The sequence below is a fragment of the Luteococcus peritonei genome (genome assembly GCF_039526385.1).
GTDB lineage: Bacteria > Actinomycetota > Actinomycetes > Propionibacteriales > Propionibacteriaceae > Luteococcus > Luteococcus peritonei.
On record NZ_BAAAIX010000004.1, the window covers coordinates 25,203 to 40,716 of the forward strand.

Sequence of the window (15,514 nt, forward strand, 5' to 3'; positions counted from 1 at the left end):
CCATGACCGAACCCCTGCCCGAGCCGCGCGCCGTCCCCCCGTCGGGTCCGGCGCTCCCGGCAAGCCCGGAGCCGTCCACCGAACCGGTGGCCCGGGCGCGGCGTTCGCGGGACCAGGAGCTGGTGGCCGGTGTCGCCCAGGGCGTCGCGGAGCACCTGGGGTGGTCGCCGCTGCTGGTGCGCGGCGGCTTCGTGCTGCTGGCCCTGATGCAGGGCCTGGGCATCTTCCTCTACGGCCTGCTGTGGGTGCTGATGCCCCAGCAGGAGGAACAGGAGAGCCAGGCGCCCGGACTGGAGTCGGCGGAGCGACGCGGCATGCGGCGCCGCGAGAAGGCCGGACTCGCGGTGCCGCGCGACGGTGGCGCCCTGCTCGCGCTCGCCCTGCTGGGCGCCGGCACCACCATCCTGGCACTGAACTTCGGCGTCGGACCGAACGCGGCGGTCTTCTGGCCGCTGGCCTTCGCCGCGGCCGGTCTGGCGCTGGTCTGGCGCCAGGCCGATGCCCCCGCCGTGGACGACGAGCAGGCCCCACGCGGCCTGCTGGGCCGTTTCCTGTCGGGTCGCGGGTGGGCCGCGGTGGTGCGGATGACCGCCGGCATGGGACTGGTGGGGGTCTCGGTCTCGATGGTGGCCGCCTCCCAGATCGGCGTCACCCAGCTGCCGCTGATGCTGGCCCTGGCCGCCCTGATGGTGCTGGGCGTGGGCATCGCCGCAGCGCCCTGGATCACGCGGATGCGGCGCAATGCCCAGGCCGCGCACGAGCGGGCCCTGCTGGACCAGGCCCGTGCCGACATGGCGGCCCACCTGCACGACTCGGTGCTGCAGACCCTCGCCCTGATCCAGCGCCAGAGCGAGGACTCCCGCGCCGTGGCGGCGCTGGCCCGACGCCAGGAACGCGAGCTGCGCCAGTGGCTCTACGGCGACGAGCCGATCGAGGGCAGCCTGCGCACCGCCCTGGCCCGTGCTGCCCAGGAGATCGAGGACGAGCGCGGGGTGGACGTGGAGCTGGTCTGCGTCGGCGACCGCGAGCTCGACGGTCAGCTGGACGCCCTGGTCCGCGCCGCCCGCGAGGCCATGATGAATGCCGCGAAGCATTCCGGCGCCGACCGGGTGGACGTCTTCTGCGAGGTGGAGGACCACCTGGTGGAGCTCTTCGTCCGCGACCGTGGGGTCGGCTTCCGGATGGAGGAGATCGGGGATGACAGGATGGGTGTGACGCGCTCCATCCTGCAGCGCATGGAGCGTCACGGCGGCACCGCCCGCATCCGCTCGGAGCCCGGTGAGGGCACCGAGGTACGACTCGCGATGGAGATCTGAATGACCGAGACCGAGCTGAGCCCGATCGCCCGACCCTTCCGCGTGGTGCTGGTGGACGACCACGCCATGTTCCGCGCCGGGGTGCGCCACGAGCTGGGCGCCGCGACCCCTGACCCTGCCGCGCAGATCCCGGCCGTCGAGATCGTGGGGGAGGGGGAGGATGTCGCCACCGCGGTGGCCGCCATCCGCCAGGCCGTGCCCGACGTGGTGCTGCTGGACGTCCACCTGCCCGGCGGCGGTGGCGTCGAGGTGATCAGCCAGGTGCACGCCACGCTGCCCGAGGTGAAGTTCCTGGCGCTCAGCGTCTCCGACGCGGCCGAGGACGTGATCGGCGTGATCCGCGCCGGCGCCCGCGGTTATGTCACCAAGTCCATCTCCAGCCCCGAGCTGCTCCAGGCGATCGGCCGGGTGGCCACCGGGGATGCGGTCTTCTCACCGCGGCTGGCGGGCTTCGTGCTGGACGCCTTCAGCGGCTCCATCGACGTGGCCAGCATCGACGAGGACCTGGACCGGCTCAGCCAGCGCGAGCGCGAGGTGCTCAAGCTGATCGCCCGCGGCTATGCCTACAAGGAGATCGCGCGCGAGCTGTTCATCAGCGTCAAGACCGTCGAGACCCACGTCTCCAGCGTGCTGCGCAAGCTGCAGCTGTCGAACCGCTACCAGCTCACCAAGTGGGCCACCGACCGCAAGCTGGTCTGAGCCCGGACATGCGACGAGCGCCTGTCCCCGGGAGGGGACCGGCGCTCGCCGTGTGTTGGTTGTGCCTCGGTGGGCGATCAGCGACGGGCGCGACCGGCCACGAAGCCCCAGATCGCCAGCACGATGAGGGCGCCGAGGATGGCGACGATCATGCTGGTGATGTTGAAGCCACTGATGCCGACGCCAGCAATCATCGAGCCGATCCAGCCGCCGACGAAGGCGCCGACGATACCGAGCAGGATGGTGACGATCCAGCCGCCGCCCTGCTCACCGGGCATGATGAGCTTTGCGATGGCACCGGCGATGAGGCCGAAGACGATCCAAGCAAGAATTCCCATGGGAAGCTCCTTTCGGTGGGACCTGCGCGGGGCGCACGCCCCTTGCATCTTCAAGGTTAGGGGCCGAACCACCCAGTGTCGCGCATTTCCACCGCCAGCGAACGGAAACCGCGAAATTTGACGCGTCACCGACTGTGACAGGCTCAGAAGAAGGGACGCCAGGGCGCCAGCAGCCCCTCGGTGAACTTGGCCACCGGGGTGCGCCGCTGCCAGCGTTCGGCGGTCAGCTCGACGCAGTTCGCCTCGTCCACGGCCCAGATCTCCTCCATCCGACGGGCCACCGCCGCGTCGTGGAATTCGGCATTCACCTCGTAGTTGCCGGCCAGGCTGAGCCGGTCCAGGTTGGCGGTGCCGATGGTGGACCAGATCCCGTCGATGGTGCCGGTCTTCGCGTGCACCATCGCCCCCTGGTAGAGGAACAGGCGGACCCCGTAGTGCAACAGGTCGTCGTAGAAGCCGCGCGAGAGCCAGTCGGCCACCACGTGGTTGGACTGCGCCGGCACGATGATGCGTACGTCGACGCCCCGGCGGGCGGCCGCGAACAGGGCCGCGGTGAAGTCGTCGTCGGGGATCAGGTAGGCCTGGGTGAGCCAGATGTGGTGGTCGGCCCGGTCGATGGCCTCCAGGTACATGTTGCGGATCGGGAAGACCTGGATCCGTGGCGTGTTGCGGTGCACCCGCACGCTGGACTCCCAGGAGCGCCGGGAGGTCTGCACCAGGTCGGGGGTGACGTCGCGCCGCGGCCCGAGCAGGCCGATCGGCTTCATGTTCCAGTAGTCGATGAAGGCGTTCTCGATCTCCGCCACGCCGGGGCCCTCCAGCCGGGCATGGGTGTCGCGCCAGCGCTCGGCATAGGTGTCGCCGATGTTGTAGCCGCCGATGTAGGCGGCGGCGGAGTCCACCACCAGCAGCTTGCGGTGGTCCCGGCCCATGTTGCGCGGGTTCAGGAAGGCCGGGCTGCCCACGATCGGGTGGCGTTGCACCTGGATGTTGGCCGGGAAGTGGAAGAAGGAGCGGGGGACCACCAGGTTGGCGAACTCGTCGAAGACGACGCAGACCTTCACGCCCCGGTCCGCGGCCGCCTCCAGCGCCTGCTTGAAGCGGTGGCCGTACTCGTCGCCCTTCCAGATGTAGGTCTCGAAGAAGACCGTCTCCGTGGCGCGCTCGATGTCGGCCAGCATGTCCTCGTAGAGGTCCTTGCCGAAGGTGTAGATGGTGACCCGGTCCCCGCCGGCGGTGACCGCGGTGGGCTCGGAGGTGGGGAAGCGGTAGGGGCGACGCTTGCGACGGCGCACCTCCTCCATCGCGGTCAGCCCGACGGCCGTGGCCACCTGGGCGCCGAAGACGCCGGCCATGGCGCGCACGGCGATCCGCCGGGCCGTGTCCTGTGCTGACATGTGGCCCACGATAACGCTCGTGGCCGGTCCGGTGCTGACGGTGCGAGGCCATAGGCTGGGGGATGCCATGAGTGAGTTGCCGATGCCAGACCTGTTCAGCGCCTTCGAGCCCGAGCCCGCCACCGCCCGTCGGGCGCCGGCGCCGCAGGAGCGTGCCGAGCGGCTGGAGGGCGCCGCGCGACGCCCCGGGGCGGACGAACTGCTGGAGGGCCTGAACGAGCCGCAGCGCCAGGCCGTGGTGCACGCCGGGGGGCCGGTGCTGGTGGTGGCCGGTGCCGGATCGGGCAAGACCCGGGTGCTGACCCGTCGGATCGCCTACCTGGTGGCCGAGCGCAATGTGCACCCCGGCTCCGTGCTGGCGATCACCTTCACCAACAAGGCGGCCGCCGAGATGCGCAGCCGCGTGATCGACCTGGTGGGCAACCGGGCCAAGCTGATGTGGGTCTCCACCTTCCACTCGGCCTGCGTGCGCATCCTGCGCGCCGACATCGACAAGTTCGGCATGAACAAGAACTTCTCGATCTACGACGACACCGACGCCAAGCGCCTGATGACCCTGGTCACCCGCGAGCTGGGGCTGGACCCCAAGCGTTACCCGGTGCGCGCGGTGATGAACTGGGTGAGCAACTGCAAGAACGAGCTGGTGGACCACGAGAGCGCCGTGGCCCGCGCCGGGGACGGCAACGAGAAGGTCTTCGCCGAGGCCTATTCGGAGTACCAGCGTCGCCTGGTGGCGGCCAACGCCCTGGACTTCGACGACCTGATCATGACCACCGTCCACCTGATGCAGGCCTTCCCGGAGGTGCGGGAGGGCTACCGGCGCCGCTTCCGCCAGGTGCTGGTGGACGAGTACCAGGACACCAACCACGCCCAGTACCAGTTGATCCGCCAGCTCTGCGGGGACCTGGACGCGGAGACCGAGGCCGCCCTGGGCGACTCCCCGCGGATGGAGCCGCCGGAACTGATGGTGGTGGGCGACTCCGACCAGTCCATCTATGCCTTCCGCGGCGCCACGATCCGCAACATCCTGGACTTCGAGTCCGACTTCCCCGGCGCCGCCACCATCCTGCTGGAGCAGAACTACCGCTCCACCCAGAACATCCTCACCGCCGCCAATGCGGTCATCGGCCACAACCCGAACCGTCCGGCCAAGCGGTTGTGGAGCGACCAGGGCGAGGGTGCGCTGATCACCGGCTACGTCGCCGACACCGAGCACGACGAGGCGCAGTTCGTCGCCAACGAGATCGACGCCCTGGCCGACAAGGGCACCAGCCGCTACGGCGACACCGCCGTCTTCTACCGCACCAATGCCCAGTCCCGGGCCTTCGAGGAGGTCTTCATCCGGGTGGGCCTGCCCTACAAGGTGGTGGGCGGGGTGCGCTTCTACGAGCGGCGCGAGATCCGCGACGCGATCAGCTACCTGCGCGCGATCGCCAACCCGGCCGACGACGTCAGCGTGCGGCGCATCCTGAACGTGCCCAAGCGGGGCATCGGGGACCGCGCCGAGGCCGCCATCGAGAGCCTGGCCACCGCCGAGCGGATCAGCTTCTCCGCCGCCCTGGACCGGGCCAGCGAGGCGCCCGGCATCGCGACGCGCAGCTTCAAGCAGATCAAGGACTTCGCCGAGATGATGGCGCGGCACCGCCAGATGGTGGCCGACGGCAGTCCCGCCGACGAGATCCTCACCAGCATCCTCAAGGACTCCGGCTACCTGGCCGAGCTGGAGAAGTCCACCGACCCGCAGGACGAGACCCGCCTGGAGAACCTGGTGGAGCTGGTGGCGGTGGCCGGTGAGTTCGTCGCCGCCGCCCACTCCGTCGACCTTCCGGAGGGCACCCCCGGTCTGGAGGAGGACGCCGAGGACGAGGATGCGTCGGGAGCGGGGCTGCTGGCCGGGATGCCCGAGCCCGACGACTCGCTGCCCGCCTTCCTGGAGCGGATCGCCCTGGTGGCCGATTCCGACCAGATCCCCGACGATCCCGAGGGTGCCGGCGTGGTCACCCTGATGACCCTGCACACCGCCAAGGGCCTGGAATTCGACACCGTCTTCCTGACCGGCTTCGAGGACGGCGTCTTCCCCCACATGCGCGCCCTGATGGACCGCAGCGAGCTGCAGGAGGAGCGACGGCTGGCCTATGTGGGCATCACCCGGGCCCGCAAGCGGCTCTACCTCTCGCGCGCCGCGGTGCGCTCGGCCTGGGGGGCACCGCAGTACAACCCGGCCAGCCGCTTCTTCGAGGAGATCCCGCAGCACCTGATGGACTGGCGGCGGACCGGCGCGGCCCTGACCGGCTGGGCCAGCACCTCGGCCACCCGCACCTACCAGGCACGGGGCCGTACCTCGTCGTCGTCCTCGGAGAGCTTCAGCCCGGCCTTCGGCTCGGGCAAGGGACGCGCCGTCAAGCACGTGGCCGCCGTCGCGGCTGGGGACCGGGTGCTGCACGCCACCTTCGGGATGGGCACCGTCGTGGCCACCTCCGGGGCCGGCGACGGCGCCAAGGCAGACGTGGACTTCGGCTCGATGGGGATGAAGCGGCTGAGCCTGAAGCATGCCCCGATGGAGAGGCTCTAGCCGGAACGGCACGAGGCCCCCTCACGCACCGCGTGAGGGGGCCTCGTTCTGAGAAGTCTCAGTGCCTCGTGACCATGCAGGTCAGACGTGGACGCCCAGGGTCAGCAGGAAGGTCACAGGATTGCTGGTCTTGTAGACGTCGCCCGGGGTGCTGCCCTTGGGGTAGTACTCGAAGTGCAGGTGGGGGCCGAAGGTGCGGCCCTTCATGCCGACATAGCCGATCACGGTGCCGGCCTTGACCACCTGGCCGGGCTGCACGGTGTAGCGACCCATGTGGGCGTACAGGGTGGATCCGCCGTTGGCGTGGTGCAGGATCAGGGCGCTGTCGCCGGCCCAGCCCTGGCAGCCACCGCAGGTGGTGCCGGCCACGCCGTCGGCGACGGCGTAGATCGGGGTGCCGACGGGGGCGGGGAAGTCCTGGCCGGTGTGCCAGCGGCTCCAGGAACCGTACTGGCCCCAGGAGGCGCCGACGGTGTAGCGGCCCTTGGGCAGCGGGGCGGAACCGCCGCCGCTGGAGACGATGGCGGAGACGTCGCCGGTGGCGGCCTCGGGCTGGGCGGCCGGGGTCTTGGCGGCAGCGGCCTTCTTGCCCTCGGCCTTCAGCTTGGCCTCGGCCTTCTTCTTCTCCGCCGCGATCCGGCCGGCCTCGGCACGGACCCGGGCCTGGTCGGCCTCGATCTGGTCCTGGCGGTTGTCGGCGTTCTCGTCGGTGACCTGGGCGGTCACCTCCTTGTTCACGTCGTTCAGCGAGTCCTGGCGGGCGACGGCACCCTCGGCCGCAACGGCCTTGGAGAGCTCGCTGCGCGCGGCGCTGCGGGTGATCGTGGTGCGGCCGGCGAAGGCGGCCAGCGTGCCATTGGTCTGGCCGGCCACCTTGCGCGCCTCGGCCACCTGGTTCTGCACCTGCTGCTCGATGGTCACGGCGTCCGGTGCGGGCACGGCGCGGGTGATGTCGGCAGAGTTCTTGTCCGTGGAGACGGCGGAGACGTCGACCCGCTCGGAGCCGGCGGACGCGGCCACGGCGACACCGGCGACGGTGACCAGGCCCAGGGCGCTCACGGCCAGGGCGGCCAGGCCGCGACGTGCGACGGAAGGGCTGTCCTCGACCTCTGCGGTGTCGGCGACACTCTCGTAGTCGAACTCGTCGTTCGTCTCCGACACCTCGAGCACGCGCTTGGCGCGAGCCCGGCGGAACGGGGTGTGGGACACGTTTCTCCTCGGAATCATCGAATGCTCTGGATCCTACGCGGTATGCGACGGCGATCGGTCACCCGGTGGGGGATCCGGTGGCGGCACTCCTGCATGAAGACTGAATGAAACTTAGCATTTCTCAGAAAACTTCCCAAATGCCGCGCCAGCAGTTGCCTTGGCTGGCTCTCAGCTGGGCTGGTCAAACGCTCATTTCCGTTCCGTTCACCTGCTCGTCACCTGGGCGCTCAGGCCTGGCTGGCACGCAGCCCGGCCCGCAGGGCGACCTGCTGGAACTTGGCATTGCCCAGGTCGTAGGAGGCGCTCGGGTTGTTGACCAGGTAGGCGACGTGGTTGCCCTCGACGACCACCGCCACCCGGTAGCGCGCCGTCTGCGAGCCGCCCATGCTCTGCTGGATCTGCAGGGTGTTGGCGGTGACCTGCTTGCCCTGGACGGCCACCTTGGGGGCAGCGGGCTCGGACACCTTCGCGGTGGCCTGGCGCTTGGGGCAGCCGTTCAGGTTGTCCCACAGGGTCTTGGCGAAGGCCTGGGCACCGGCCGGCTTGGCGAAGGTGAACAGCACCTCGTCGACGCCATAGGTCTGCGGCGCGGCATTGTCCTGGGTCATCAGGTAGGTGCGCTGCTCGCGCTTGGTGGGGCCGGAGACCGACGACAGGGTCAGGTTCTCGCAGGTCGTGCCCTTGGCGGTGACATTCGTCGTGTCCGTGGCGGTCCACAGCCCGGCGCCGGGGGTGATCCGGGGCAGGTCGGCGGGGATCAGCCAGCCGGGGGTGCCGGAGACGGCCGGGATCGCCGGCTGGGTGGTCACGGAGCGGGCACAGGCGCCCCCGGAACGGGCGCACTGCCGGTTGACGGGCCCGGCCAGTGCCTTGGCCACATTGTTTCCGTTGGTGGCCCGGTTGCTGCTGGTGATGTCCAGCGCGTGCAGGGTGGTCCCGGTGCGGGTCAGCACGATGGTGTGGAACTGGGCCACCTGGTCCTGGTAGCTGATGGTCTGCGAGGCGGACTCGTCGCCCAGGCCGGTGGCCTTCACGGCACCGTAGATCCAGCTGGGGGCGTCGCTGCAGGAGGCCAGGTTCGCCGCGCGCATGCCGAAGGCCTTGCTGGCATCGGCCACCGAGGAGAAGTTGTCCACCTGGTGCAGCGCGGCCAGACCCGTCTTCGGGGGCGTGGTGAGGGTGCGCTGCTTGCTCTGGTTGGGATTGGGCTGGCCCTGGGTGTTGGGCTGGCAGGTGATCCGCAGCTGGGGGCTCAGCTTGTCCGCGGTGGAGGCCACGGCCCAGCCCTTGACCGGCTGCACCCGGGCCGCGTCGGCGGCACTGAACAGGTCGGTGTCCTGCACCACCGGGGGCTTGCTGACGGTGGGCGTGGGGGTCTCGGTGACCACCACGACATCCTTGCGGGTGGTGGCGTAGACGATGCCGAAGACCGCCAGGGCCGCGGCGAGCGCAGCCGCCAGCCAGGGCATCAGGCGCGCGAGGCCGGAGCGGGAGGGCCGCACGGCGGTGGCGCCCAGGTCGGGGATCTCGGGGGCGTGGTCCAGGCTCGCACCGGGCACGTGGTCCCGGGCGCGCGCGGCTCGGGCCCCGATCACGGCGGCCATCTGGTGGCCCGCCAGGGCCGACTCCGCCAGGTGGGCGGGGGTGGGCGTGGTGGCAGGCTGCTCCACCTGCTGCTCGGGCTGCTCCTCGTCCACCGGCTCCTCGTCCACCGGCTCGGGCGGCTCGGGGGCCAGCGCGTCCACCACCTCGGCGGTGCGACGCGTCTCGCCGACCGGGGGACGCATCCAGGCGCTGTGGTCGATCGCTGCCAGTTCAGCCTCTTCCGCTGGGGTAGGGTCGGACGCGTTCTCGGCGCCCGGCTGGAGCCCGTCGGCGACGTGCTCCTCGGCCTCCTGCTGCGGGTTGCTGTTCTGATCGTCGGTCACGCGGACCCTCCGGGATCGGTGGACGGATGGCTAGGCCCGGCACGGACCTCGTGCGGAGTTTACCTGCCGGGGGACCGCGGCAGCGATCCCGGCGCGGCCGGGAGATGGACAGGAGTTGTTGAGTGGCGCGAATCGGCAGGCGAGGTGGCGGAGCGACGGCGGCGCCGGGCGGAGGCTCGCGACGGTCCCGGCTGGCGCGCCCGATCCGCCTGGTGCGTCAACAGCTCGGCCCCACCAGCGTGCTGCCCTGGCCGCTGGCGGCCGCGCTGGCGGCCGTCGTCACCGCGCTGGCCGGGCTGGTGGTGCCGATCGCGCTGGCCACCGTCGCCTGGGTCCAGGCGCCTGACCTGGGCTTCTGGTCCGTGCTCGCCGTCGGGGTCCGCGGCTGGCTGCTGGCCCACGGGGCCGGCGCAGACATCGGCGTGGCGACCCTCACCGTGATCCCGCTGGGCGTGACCGCGATCATCCTGCTCACCGGTTCCGGCCTGGTGGGCATGGCGGCGCACCAGGCCCGGGCGGAGGCGCTCCCGGAGCTCTCCCAGCGCCAGCGCCAGTCGCTCAGTCTGCGCGTCGGGGGCGTCTTCGCCCTGGTCTACCTGCTCTGCGTCATGGTGGCCGCCGGCTTCGTGGGCCGCGACAACCAGACCGGCCGGGCCCTGCTGGGCGGCCTGCTGGTGGGTGCGGTGAGTGGCCTGGTGGGGGCCGGGCGGGCGCTGGACTGGCATCCCACCGCCTGGTGGCCCGCCTGGGCCCGGGCCGTGCCCCGGGCGGTGGCCGCCGCTCTCGCCGTGATGGTGGGCACCGGCGCCGTGGTGGCCGCCACGGCGCTGCTGATGAATCGTTCCCGTGTGGTGCAGTTGCACGACGCCCTGCTGCCCGGCACCGCCGGTGGCATCGTGCTGCTCCTGCTGCAGCTGGCCTGGCTGCCCAACCTGGTGCTCTGGTGCGCCTCCTGGGCGCTGGGGGCCGGGCTCTCGCTGGGCACCGGCACCGTCGTCTCCCCGGCCCAGAACCTGACCGGCATGCTGCCCAACATCCCGGTGCTGGGCGCGGTGGGACCGAATGGTCCAGGCCCTCGCGTGGCGCTGGTCTGGATGCTCTCCGGTGTGCTGGCCGGCGTGCTGGCCGCGGCCGTCATCTGCCGGGCGCGCCGTTCCGCCCGCCTCGACGAGACCACCCTGGTGGGCGGCCTGTCCGGGGTGCTGGCCGGCCTGGCCTTCTGGCTGCTGGCCGCGATCAGCAATGGCAACCTGGGGGACACCCGGCTGGTGGGCATCGGCGCCCGGCTGCTGCCGCTGGCCGTGATGGCACCCACGCTGATGGGCCTGTCCGGGCTGGTCACCGGTCTGGTGGTGGGCCTGCGACGCGGCGAGCCGCTGGTGCCGCGGGAGGAAGGTCCGTTCGAGGTGGACGACCAGGAGGAGCCCACCCAGCTGATCGGCGGCCAGGCGCCCGCGTCCGCGCCCCGGCAGGACTGAGTCGCGCGGCCGTGGTGGCCGATAGGGTGTGGCCGTGAGCTATCGCGTCGTCGTCCTGGTCTCCGGCAGCGGGACCTTGTTGCAGGCCCTGGTCGACGCGCGCGAGGCCGGCGAGCTGGGGGCCGAGCTGGTGGCCGTCGGTTCCGACGTGGCCGACTGCCGGGCCCTGGAGCGCGCCGCCGAGGCCGGCATCGCCTGCTTCGCCCATCCGATGCCTCGCCTGCTGCGCCGCGGCAGCCAGGAGCGGCTCGACTGGGATGCCCAGCTGGCAGACCTGGTGGACGCCCACCGGCCCGACCTGGTGGTCTCGGCCGGCTTCATGAAGCTCTTCGACCGGCCCTTCATGGACCGCTTCGCGGGCCGCATCATCAACACCCACCCCGCGCTGCTGCCGGCCTTCCCCGGTGCGCACGCCGTCCGCGATGCGCTCGCTGCCGGCGCCACCGAGACCGGGGCCTCCATCTTCTGGGTCAACGACGGCGTCGACACCGGCGAGCTGATCACGCAGCAGGCCGTCCCCGTCCATCCGGAGGACGACGAGGACAGCCTCCACCAACGCATCAAGGTGGTGGAGCGGCGTCTGCTGGTCGACGTCGTCAACGACCTCTCCGTCCAGGCAGCCCGCTGAGGGCCCCACTGATCACCCCCAACCACGGCACGAAACATTCAGGAGATCCAATGAGTGACAACCGAATGCCCATCAAGCGCGCGCTGGTCAGCGTCTACGACAAGACCGGGCTCGTCGAGCTCGGGCAGGCGCTGGCCGCCGCCGGGGTGGAGCTGGTGAGCACCGGTGGCTCCTACCGGGCGCTGGTCGGGGCCGGGCTTCAGGTCACCGAGGTGGCCGAGCTGACCGGCTTCCCGGAATGCCTCGACGGCCGGGTCAAGACCCTGCACCCCACGGTGCACGCCGGCATCCTCGCCGACCGCCGCCTGGACAGCCACCGCGCCCAGCTCGACGAGCTCGGCATCCAGGCCTTCGACCTGGTGGTCTCCAACCTCTACCCCTTCACCCAGACCGTCGCCTCCGGCGCCAGCCCCGACGAGTGCATCGAGCAGATCGACATCGGCGGCCCCTCGATGGTGCGCGCCGCCGCCAAGAACCACCCCAGCGTGGCGATCATCACCTCGCCCGACCAGTACGGCCAGGTGGAGCAGGCGTTGGCCGAGGGCGGCTTCACCCTGGAGCAGCGCAAGGCCCTGGCCGCCGCCGCCTTCGTGCACACCGCCAGCTATGACGTGGCCGTGGCCACCTGGATGGGCCACGTGCTCACCGACGGCACCGAGGGCACCGGCTTCCCGAACTGGCTGGCCGGCACCTACACCCGTCAGAACGTGCTGCGCTACGGCGAGAACAGCCACCAGCAGGCGGCCATCTACCGCAACGGCTTCGGTGAGGCCGGGCTGGCGGGCGCCGAGCAGCTGGGCGGCAAGGAGATGAGCTACAACAACTACGTCGACACCGACTCCGCACGCCGTGCCGCCTCCGACTTCGACGAGCCGGCAGTGGCCATCATCAAGCACTCCAACCCCTGCGGCATCGCCACCGGTGCCGACATCGCCGAGGCCCACCGCAAGGCGCACGAGTGCGACTCGCTGAGCGCCTACGGCGGCGTGATCGCCGCCAACCGCCCGGTCACCCTGGCCATGGCCGAGCAGGTCAAGCCGATCTTCACCGAGGTGATCATCGCGCCCGACTACGAGCTGGAGGCGCTCGAGCTGCTGCAGGGCAAGAAGAATCTGCGCATCCTGCGGTGCCCCGCTCCGACCCGTGGTGGGATCGAGAGCCGTGCCGTGGACGGTGGCCTGCTGCTGCAGCAGTCCGATGTCTTCCAGTCCGAGGGCGACGAGCCCGCGAACTGGACCCTGGCCGCCGGCCCCGCCGCCGACGAGCAGACCCTGGCCGACCTGGCCTTCGCCTGGCGCGCCTGCCGCGCCGTGAAGTCCAATGCCATCCTGCTGGCCTCCGGGGGCGCCTCGGTGGGCGTCGGGATGGGACAGGTGAACCGGGTGGACTCCTGCACGCTGGCCGTCGAGCGGGCCGGTGAACGTGCCAAGGGTTCGGTGGCGGCCTCGGACGCCTTCTTCCCGTTCAGCGACGGTCCGCAGATCCTGATCGACGGGGGAGTGAAGGCCATCGTCCAGCCCGGTGGTTCGATCCGCGACGATGAGACCATCGAGCTGTGCCAGCAGCACGGCATCACGCTCTACACCACCGGTACCCGCCACTTCTTCCACTGACGCGTCAACCCGCACGAGGCGGGGTGCTCCACCCATGAAAGGAATGCACATGACTGCAGAACGCATCGACGGCAAGGCCGTCGCCGCCCAGATCAAGTCGGAGCTGAAGGTTCGCGTCGACGCGCTGCGTGAGCGCGGCGTGGTGCCCGGCCTGGGCACCGTGCTGGTGGGTGCCGATCCGGGCAGCCAGATCTACGTGGGGGGCAAGCACAAGGACTGCGCGGAGGTGGGCATTGCCTCGATCCGCGTCGACCTGCCCGAGGACACCACCCAGGACGAGCTCGACGCCGCGATCGCCGAACTGAACGCCAACCCGGCCTGCACCGGCTACATCGTGCAGCTGCCGCTGCCCAGGCACCTGGACGAGCACCGCGCACTGGCGATGATCGACCCGGACAAGGATGCCGACGGCCTGGCCCCGGCCAGCCTGGGCAAGCTGGTGCTCAACGAGCCCGGCCCGCTGCCCTGCACCCCGCGCGGCATCGTCGAGCTGCTGCGCCGCCACGAGGTGGACCTGGACGGCGCAGAGGTCTGCATCGTGGGCCGCGGCACCACCGTGGGCCGCCCGCTCTCGCTGCTGCTCACCCGCCGCAGCGAGAACTCCACCGTGATCCAGTGCCACACCGGCACCAAGGACCTGTTCAGCCACACCGCCACCGCGGACATCGTGGTGGCGGCCGTCGGCCGTCCGGGCTTCCTGACCGCGGACATGGTCAAGCCGGGCGCCGTGGTGGTCGACGTCGGCGTCAGCCGGGTGGACGGCAAGCCGGTGGGCGACGTGGCCGCGGACGTCTGGGAGGTGGCCAGCATGGTCACCCCGAACCCGGGCGGCGTGGGCCCGATGACCCGCGCCATGCTGCTGAGCAATGTGGTGGACCGCGCCGAAGAACTGGCCGGGCAGGCCTGAGTGAGCGGCGAGCAGCGTGAGCCGGCCGCGCCGCTGAGGGCGCGCGCCGGTAGCGCGACCCTCAACCAGTGGCCACTGGCACTGGTGCTGGCGGCGCTGCTGGTGGCGCTGGGCATCACCGCGACGGGCCACTGGCGACGCGGCGCCTTCGCCATCGGCTGCAGCGTGCTGCTGGGCGGCATCCTGCGCGCCGTGCTCCCGAACCGGGTGGCCGGCCTGCTGGTGGTGCGCACCCGGCTCTTCGACAGCCTGCTGCTGCTCGGCGTGGCGGCCACCATGCTGCTGCTCACCTTCGTGGTGCCGCACTCGCGCCCCTGAGCCCGAACCGTGCAGACACGCACGTGGCCCCCGCCATCCGGCGGGGGCCACGCGCGTGTCAGCGGGTGCTGCTGGTCAGATCAGGCCCAGCTCGGTGACGGCCTGGCGCTCGTCGGCCAGCTCGGCCACCGAGGCGTCGATCTTGCCGCGGCTGAAGTCGTTGATGTCCAGGCCCTGGACGATCTCCCACTTGCCGTCCTTGATCGTGACGGGGAAGGAGGAGACCAGGCCCTCCGGCACGCCGTAGGAACCGTCGGAGACGACGGCCATCGAGACCCAGTCGTTCTCCGGGGTGCCCAGCGCCCAGTCGTGCATGCAGCTCACGGTGGCATTGGCGGCCGAGGCGCGGCTGGACAGGCCGGTCGCGTCGATGATGGCCGCGCCGCGCTTGGCGACGGTGGGGATGAAGGTGCTCTCGATCCAGGCCTGGTCGTTGATCTGCTCGGCGGCCGAACGGCCGTTGACCTCGGCATTGAACAGGTCCGGGTACTGGGTGGCGGAGTGGTTGCCCCAGATGGTCATCTTCTTGACGTCGTTCACGCTGACGCCGAGCTTCTGGGCCACCTGCGCCTTGGCGCGGTCCTGGTCCAGACGGGTCAGGGCGGCGAACTGCTCCTTGGGGATGTCAGGGGCGTTGCTGTAGGCGATCAGCGCATTGGTGTTGGCCGGGTTGCCGGTCACCAGCACCTTCACGTCGTCGGCAGCCACCTTGTTCAGGGCCTTGCCCTGGGCGGTGAAGATGGCGCCGTTGGCGCTCAGCAGGTCGCCGCGCTCCATGCCGGCCTTGCGGGGCATGGCGCCCACCAGCATGGCCATGTTCACGCCGTCGAAGACCTTCTCGGGATCGTCGCCGATCTCCACCTTGGCCAGGTTCGGGAAGGCGCAGTCGTCCAGCTCCATGACGACGCCCTCGAGGGCCTTGAGGGCCGGGGTGATCTCCAGCAGACGCAGCTCCACCGGGGTGTCGCCCAGCAGGGCGCCGGAGGCGATGCGGAACAGCAGGCTGTAGCAGATCTGGCCGGCGGCGCCGGTGACTGCAACCTTCACGGGGGTCTGGCTCACGGTTTCTTCCTTCTTTCGAGTTGGTACTCGCTCCGGACCATCCTCTGGA

13 protein-coding genes are annotated in these 15,514 nt (G+C 70.9%); 8 read left to right on the forward strand and 5 right to left on the reverse strand.

Annotation, left to right across the window (positions count from 1 at the left end; genetic code table 11):
- Window positions 1-2: 2 nt before the first annotated feature.
- Together ABD073_RS01685 and ABD073_RS01690 are read left to right on the forward strand one after the other, a co-directional pair.
- Complete coding sequence (locus ABD073_RS01685) at window positions 3-1,316, forward strand: ATP-binding protein (protein WP_343871984.1); 1,314 nt, start codon at window positions 3-5, stop codon at window positions 1,314-1,316.
- Window positions 1,317-2,015, forward strand: coding sequence for a LuxR C-terminal-related transcriptional regulator (locus ABD073_RS01690; RefSeq protein WP_343871985.1), 699 nt, complete (start codon window positions 1,317-1,319; stop codon window positions 2,013-2,015).
- Window positions 2,016-2,092: 77 nt separating this feature from the next.
- On the opposite strand, the gene ABD073_RS01695 is transcribed toward ABD073_RS01690, so the two are convergent.
- Both ABD073_RS01695 and ABD073_RS01700 read right to left on the reverse strand, forming a co-directional pair.
- Entirely contained in the window at window positions 2,093-2,353 is a 261-nt protein-coding gene (locus tag ABD073_RS01695; RefSeq protein ID WP_343871987.1) for a GlsB/YeaQ/YmgE family stress response membrane protein, read from the reverse strand.
- Between the two features lie 143 nt (window positions 2,354-2,496).
- Entirely contained in the window at window positions 2,497-3,750 is a 1,254-nt protein-coding gene (locus tag ABD073_RS01700) for a phospholipase D-like domain-containing protein (protein WP_343871989.1), read from the reverse strand.
- Window positions 3,751-3,826: 76 nt separating this feature from the next.
- Between ABD073_RS01700 and ABD073_RS01705 the strand changes: the two genes are divergently transcribed.
- Complete coding sequence (locus ABD073_RS01705) at window positions 3,827-6,322, forward strand: UvrD-helicase domain-containing protein (protein WP_343872084.1); 2,496 nt, start codon at window positions 3,827-3,829, stop codon at window positions 6,320-6,322.
- An 81-nt stretch (window positions 6,323-6,403) separates the two neighbouring features.
- Here the strand turns inward: ABD073_RS01705 and ABD073_RS01710 are convergent, their stop codons facing one another.
- The gene (locus ABD073_RS01710; RefSeq protein ID WP_343871990.1) at window positions 6,404-7,531 is read right to left on the reverse strand and encodes a M23 family metallopeptidase; all 1,128 of its coding nucleotides are present in this window, start codon (window positions 7,529-7,531) and stop codon (window positions 6,404-6,406) included.
- Between the two features lie 227 nt (window positions 7,532-7,758).
- Window positions 7,759-9,459, reverse strand: coding sequence for a hypothetical protein (locus tag ABD073_RS01715; RefSeq protein ID WP_343871991.1), 1,701 nt, complete (start codon window positions 9,457-9,459; stop codon window positions 7,759-7,761).
- A gap of 212 nt (window positions 9,460-9,671) precedes the next feature.
- Here ABD073_RS01715 and ABD073_RS01720 point away from each other — a divergent pair, with 212 nt between their 5' ends.
- Genes ABD073_RS01720 through ABD073_RS01740 form a run of 5 tightly spaced genes read left to right on the forward strand, consistent with a single transcriptional unit; the run spans window position 9,672 to window position 14,403 of the window.
- Entirely contained in the window at window positions 9,672-10,937 is a 1,266-nt protein-coding gene (locus tag ABD073_RS01720; protein ID WP_343871992.1) for a cell division protein PerM, read from the forward strand.
- A 34-nt stretch (window positions 10,938-10,971) separates the two neighbouring features.
- Entirely contained in the window at window positions 10,972-11,565 is a 594-nt protein-coding gene (gene purN / locus ABD073_RS01725) for a phosphoribosylglycinamide formyltransferase (RefSeq protein ID WP_343871993.1), read from the forward strand.
- A 50-nt stretch (window positions 11,566-11,615) separates the two neighbouring features.
- A complete protein-coding gene (gene purH / locus ABD073_RS01730) occupies window positions 11,616-13,178 on the forward strand; it encodes a bifunctional phosphoribosylaminoimidazolecarboxamide formyltransferase/IMP cyclohydrolase (RefSeq protein ID WP_343871994.1) in 1,563 nt (520 codons plus the stop codon).
- Between the two features lie 49 nt (window positions 13,179-13,227).
- Window positions 13,228-14,085 carry a bifunctional methylenetetrahydrofolate dehydrogenase/methenyltetrahydrofolate cyclohydrolase gene (locus ABD073_RS01735; protein WP_343871995.1) on the forward strand — a complete coding sequence of 286 codons (858 nt, stop codon included), beginning with the start codon at window positions 13,228-13,230 and terminating at the stop codon, window positions 14,083-14,085.
- Window positions 14,086-14,403, forward strand: coding sequence for a DUF3017 domain-containing protein (locus ABD073_RS01740; RefSeq protein ID WP_343871996.1), 318 nt, complete (start codon window positions 14,086-14,088; stop codon window positions 14,401-14,403).
- 75 nt (window positions 14,404-14,478) lie between these two features.
- Here ABD073_RS01740 and ABD073_RS01745 read toward each other — a convergent pair whose 3' ends face one another.
- Window positions 14,479-15,465, reverse strand: coding sequence for a malate dehydrogenase (locus tag ABD073_RS01745; RefSeq protein ID WP_343871997.1), 987 nt, complete (start codon window positions 15,463-15,465; stop codon window positions 14,479-14,481).
- Window positions 15,466-15,514: the final 49 nt, after the last annotated feature.

Bases quoted from the DNA above. Each gene is read 5' to 3' on its own strand.
- purH (WP_343871994.1), top strand. From the start codon at position 11,616: ATGAGTGACAACCGAATGCCCATCAAGCGCGCGCTGGTCAGCGTCTAC.
- ABD073_RS01735 (WP_343871995.1), top strand. From the start codon at position 13,228: ATGACTGCAGAACGCATCGACGGCAAGGCCGTCGCCGCCCAGATCAAG.
- ABD073_RS01695 (WP_343871987.1), bottom strand. From the start codon at position 2,353: ATGGGAATTCTTGCTTGGATCGTCTTCGGCCTCATCGCCGGTGCCATC.
- ABD073_RS01690 (WP_343871985.1), top strand. From the start codon at position 1,317: ATGACCGAGACCGAGCTGAGCCCGATCGCCCGACCCTTCCGCGTGGTG.
- ABD073_RS01685 (WP_343871984.1), top strand. From the start codon at position 3: ATGACCGAACCCCTGCCCGAGCCGCGCGCCGTCCCCCCGTCGGGTCCG.
- ABD073_RS01700 (WP_343871989.1), bottom strand. From the start codon at position 3,750: ATGTCAGCACAGGACACGGCCCGGCGGATCGCCGTGCGCGCCATGGCC.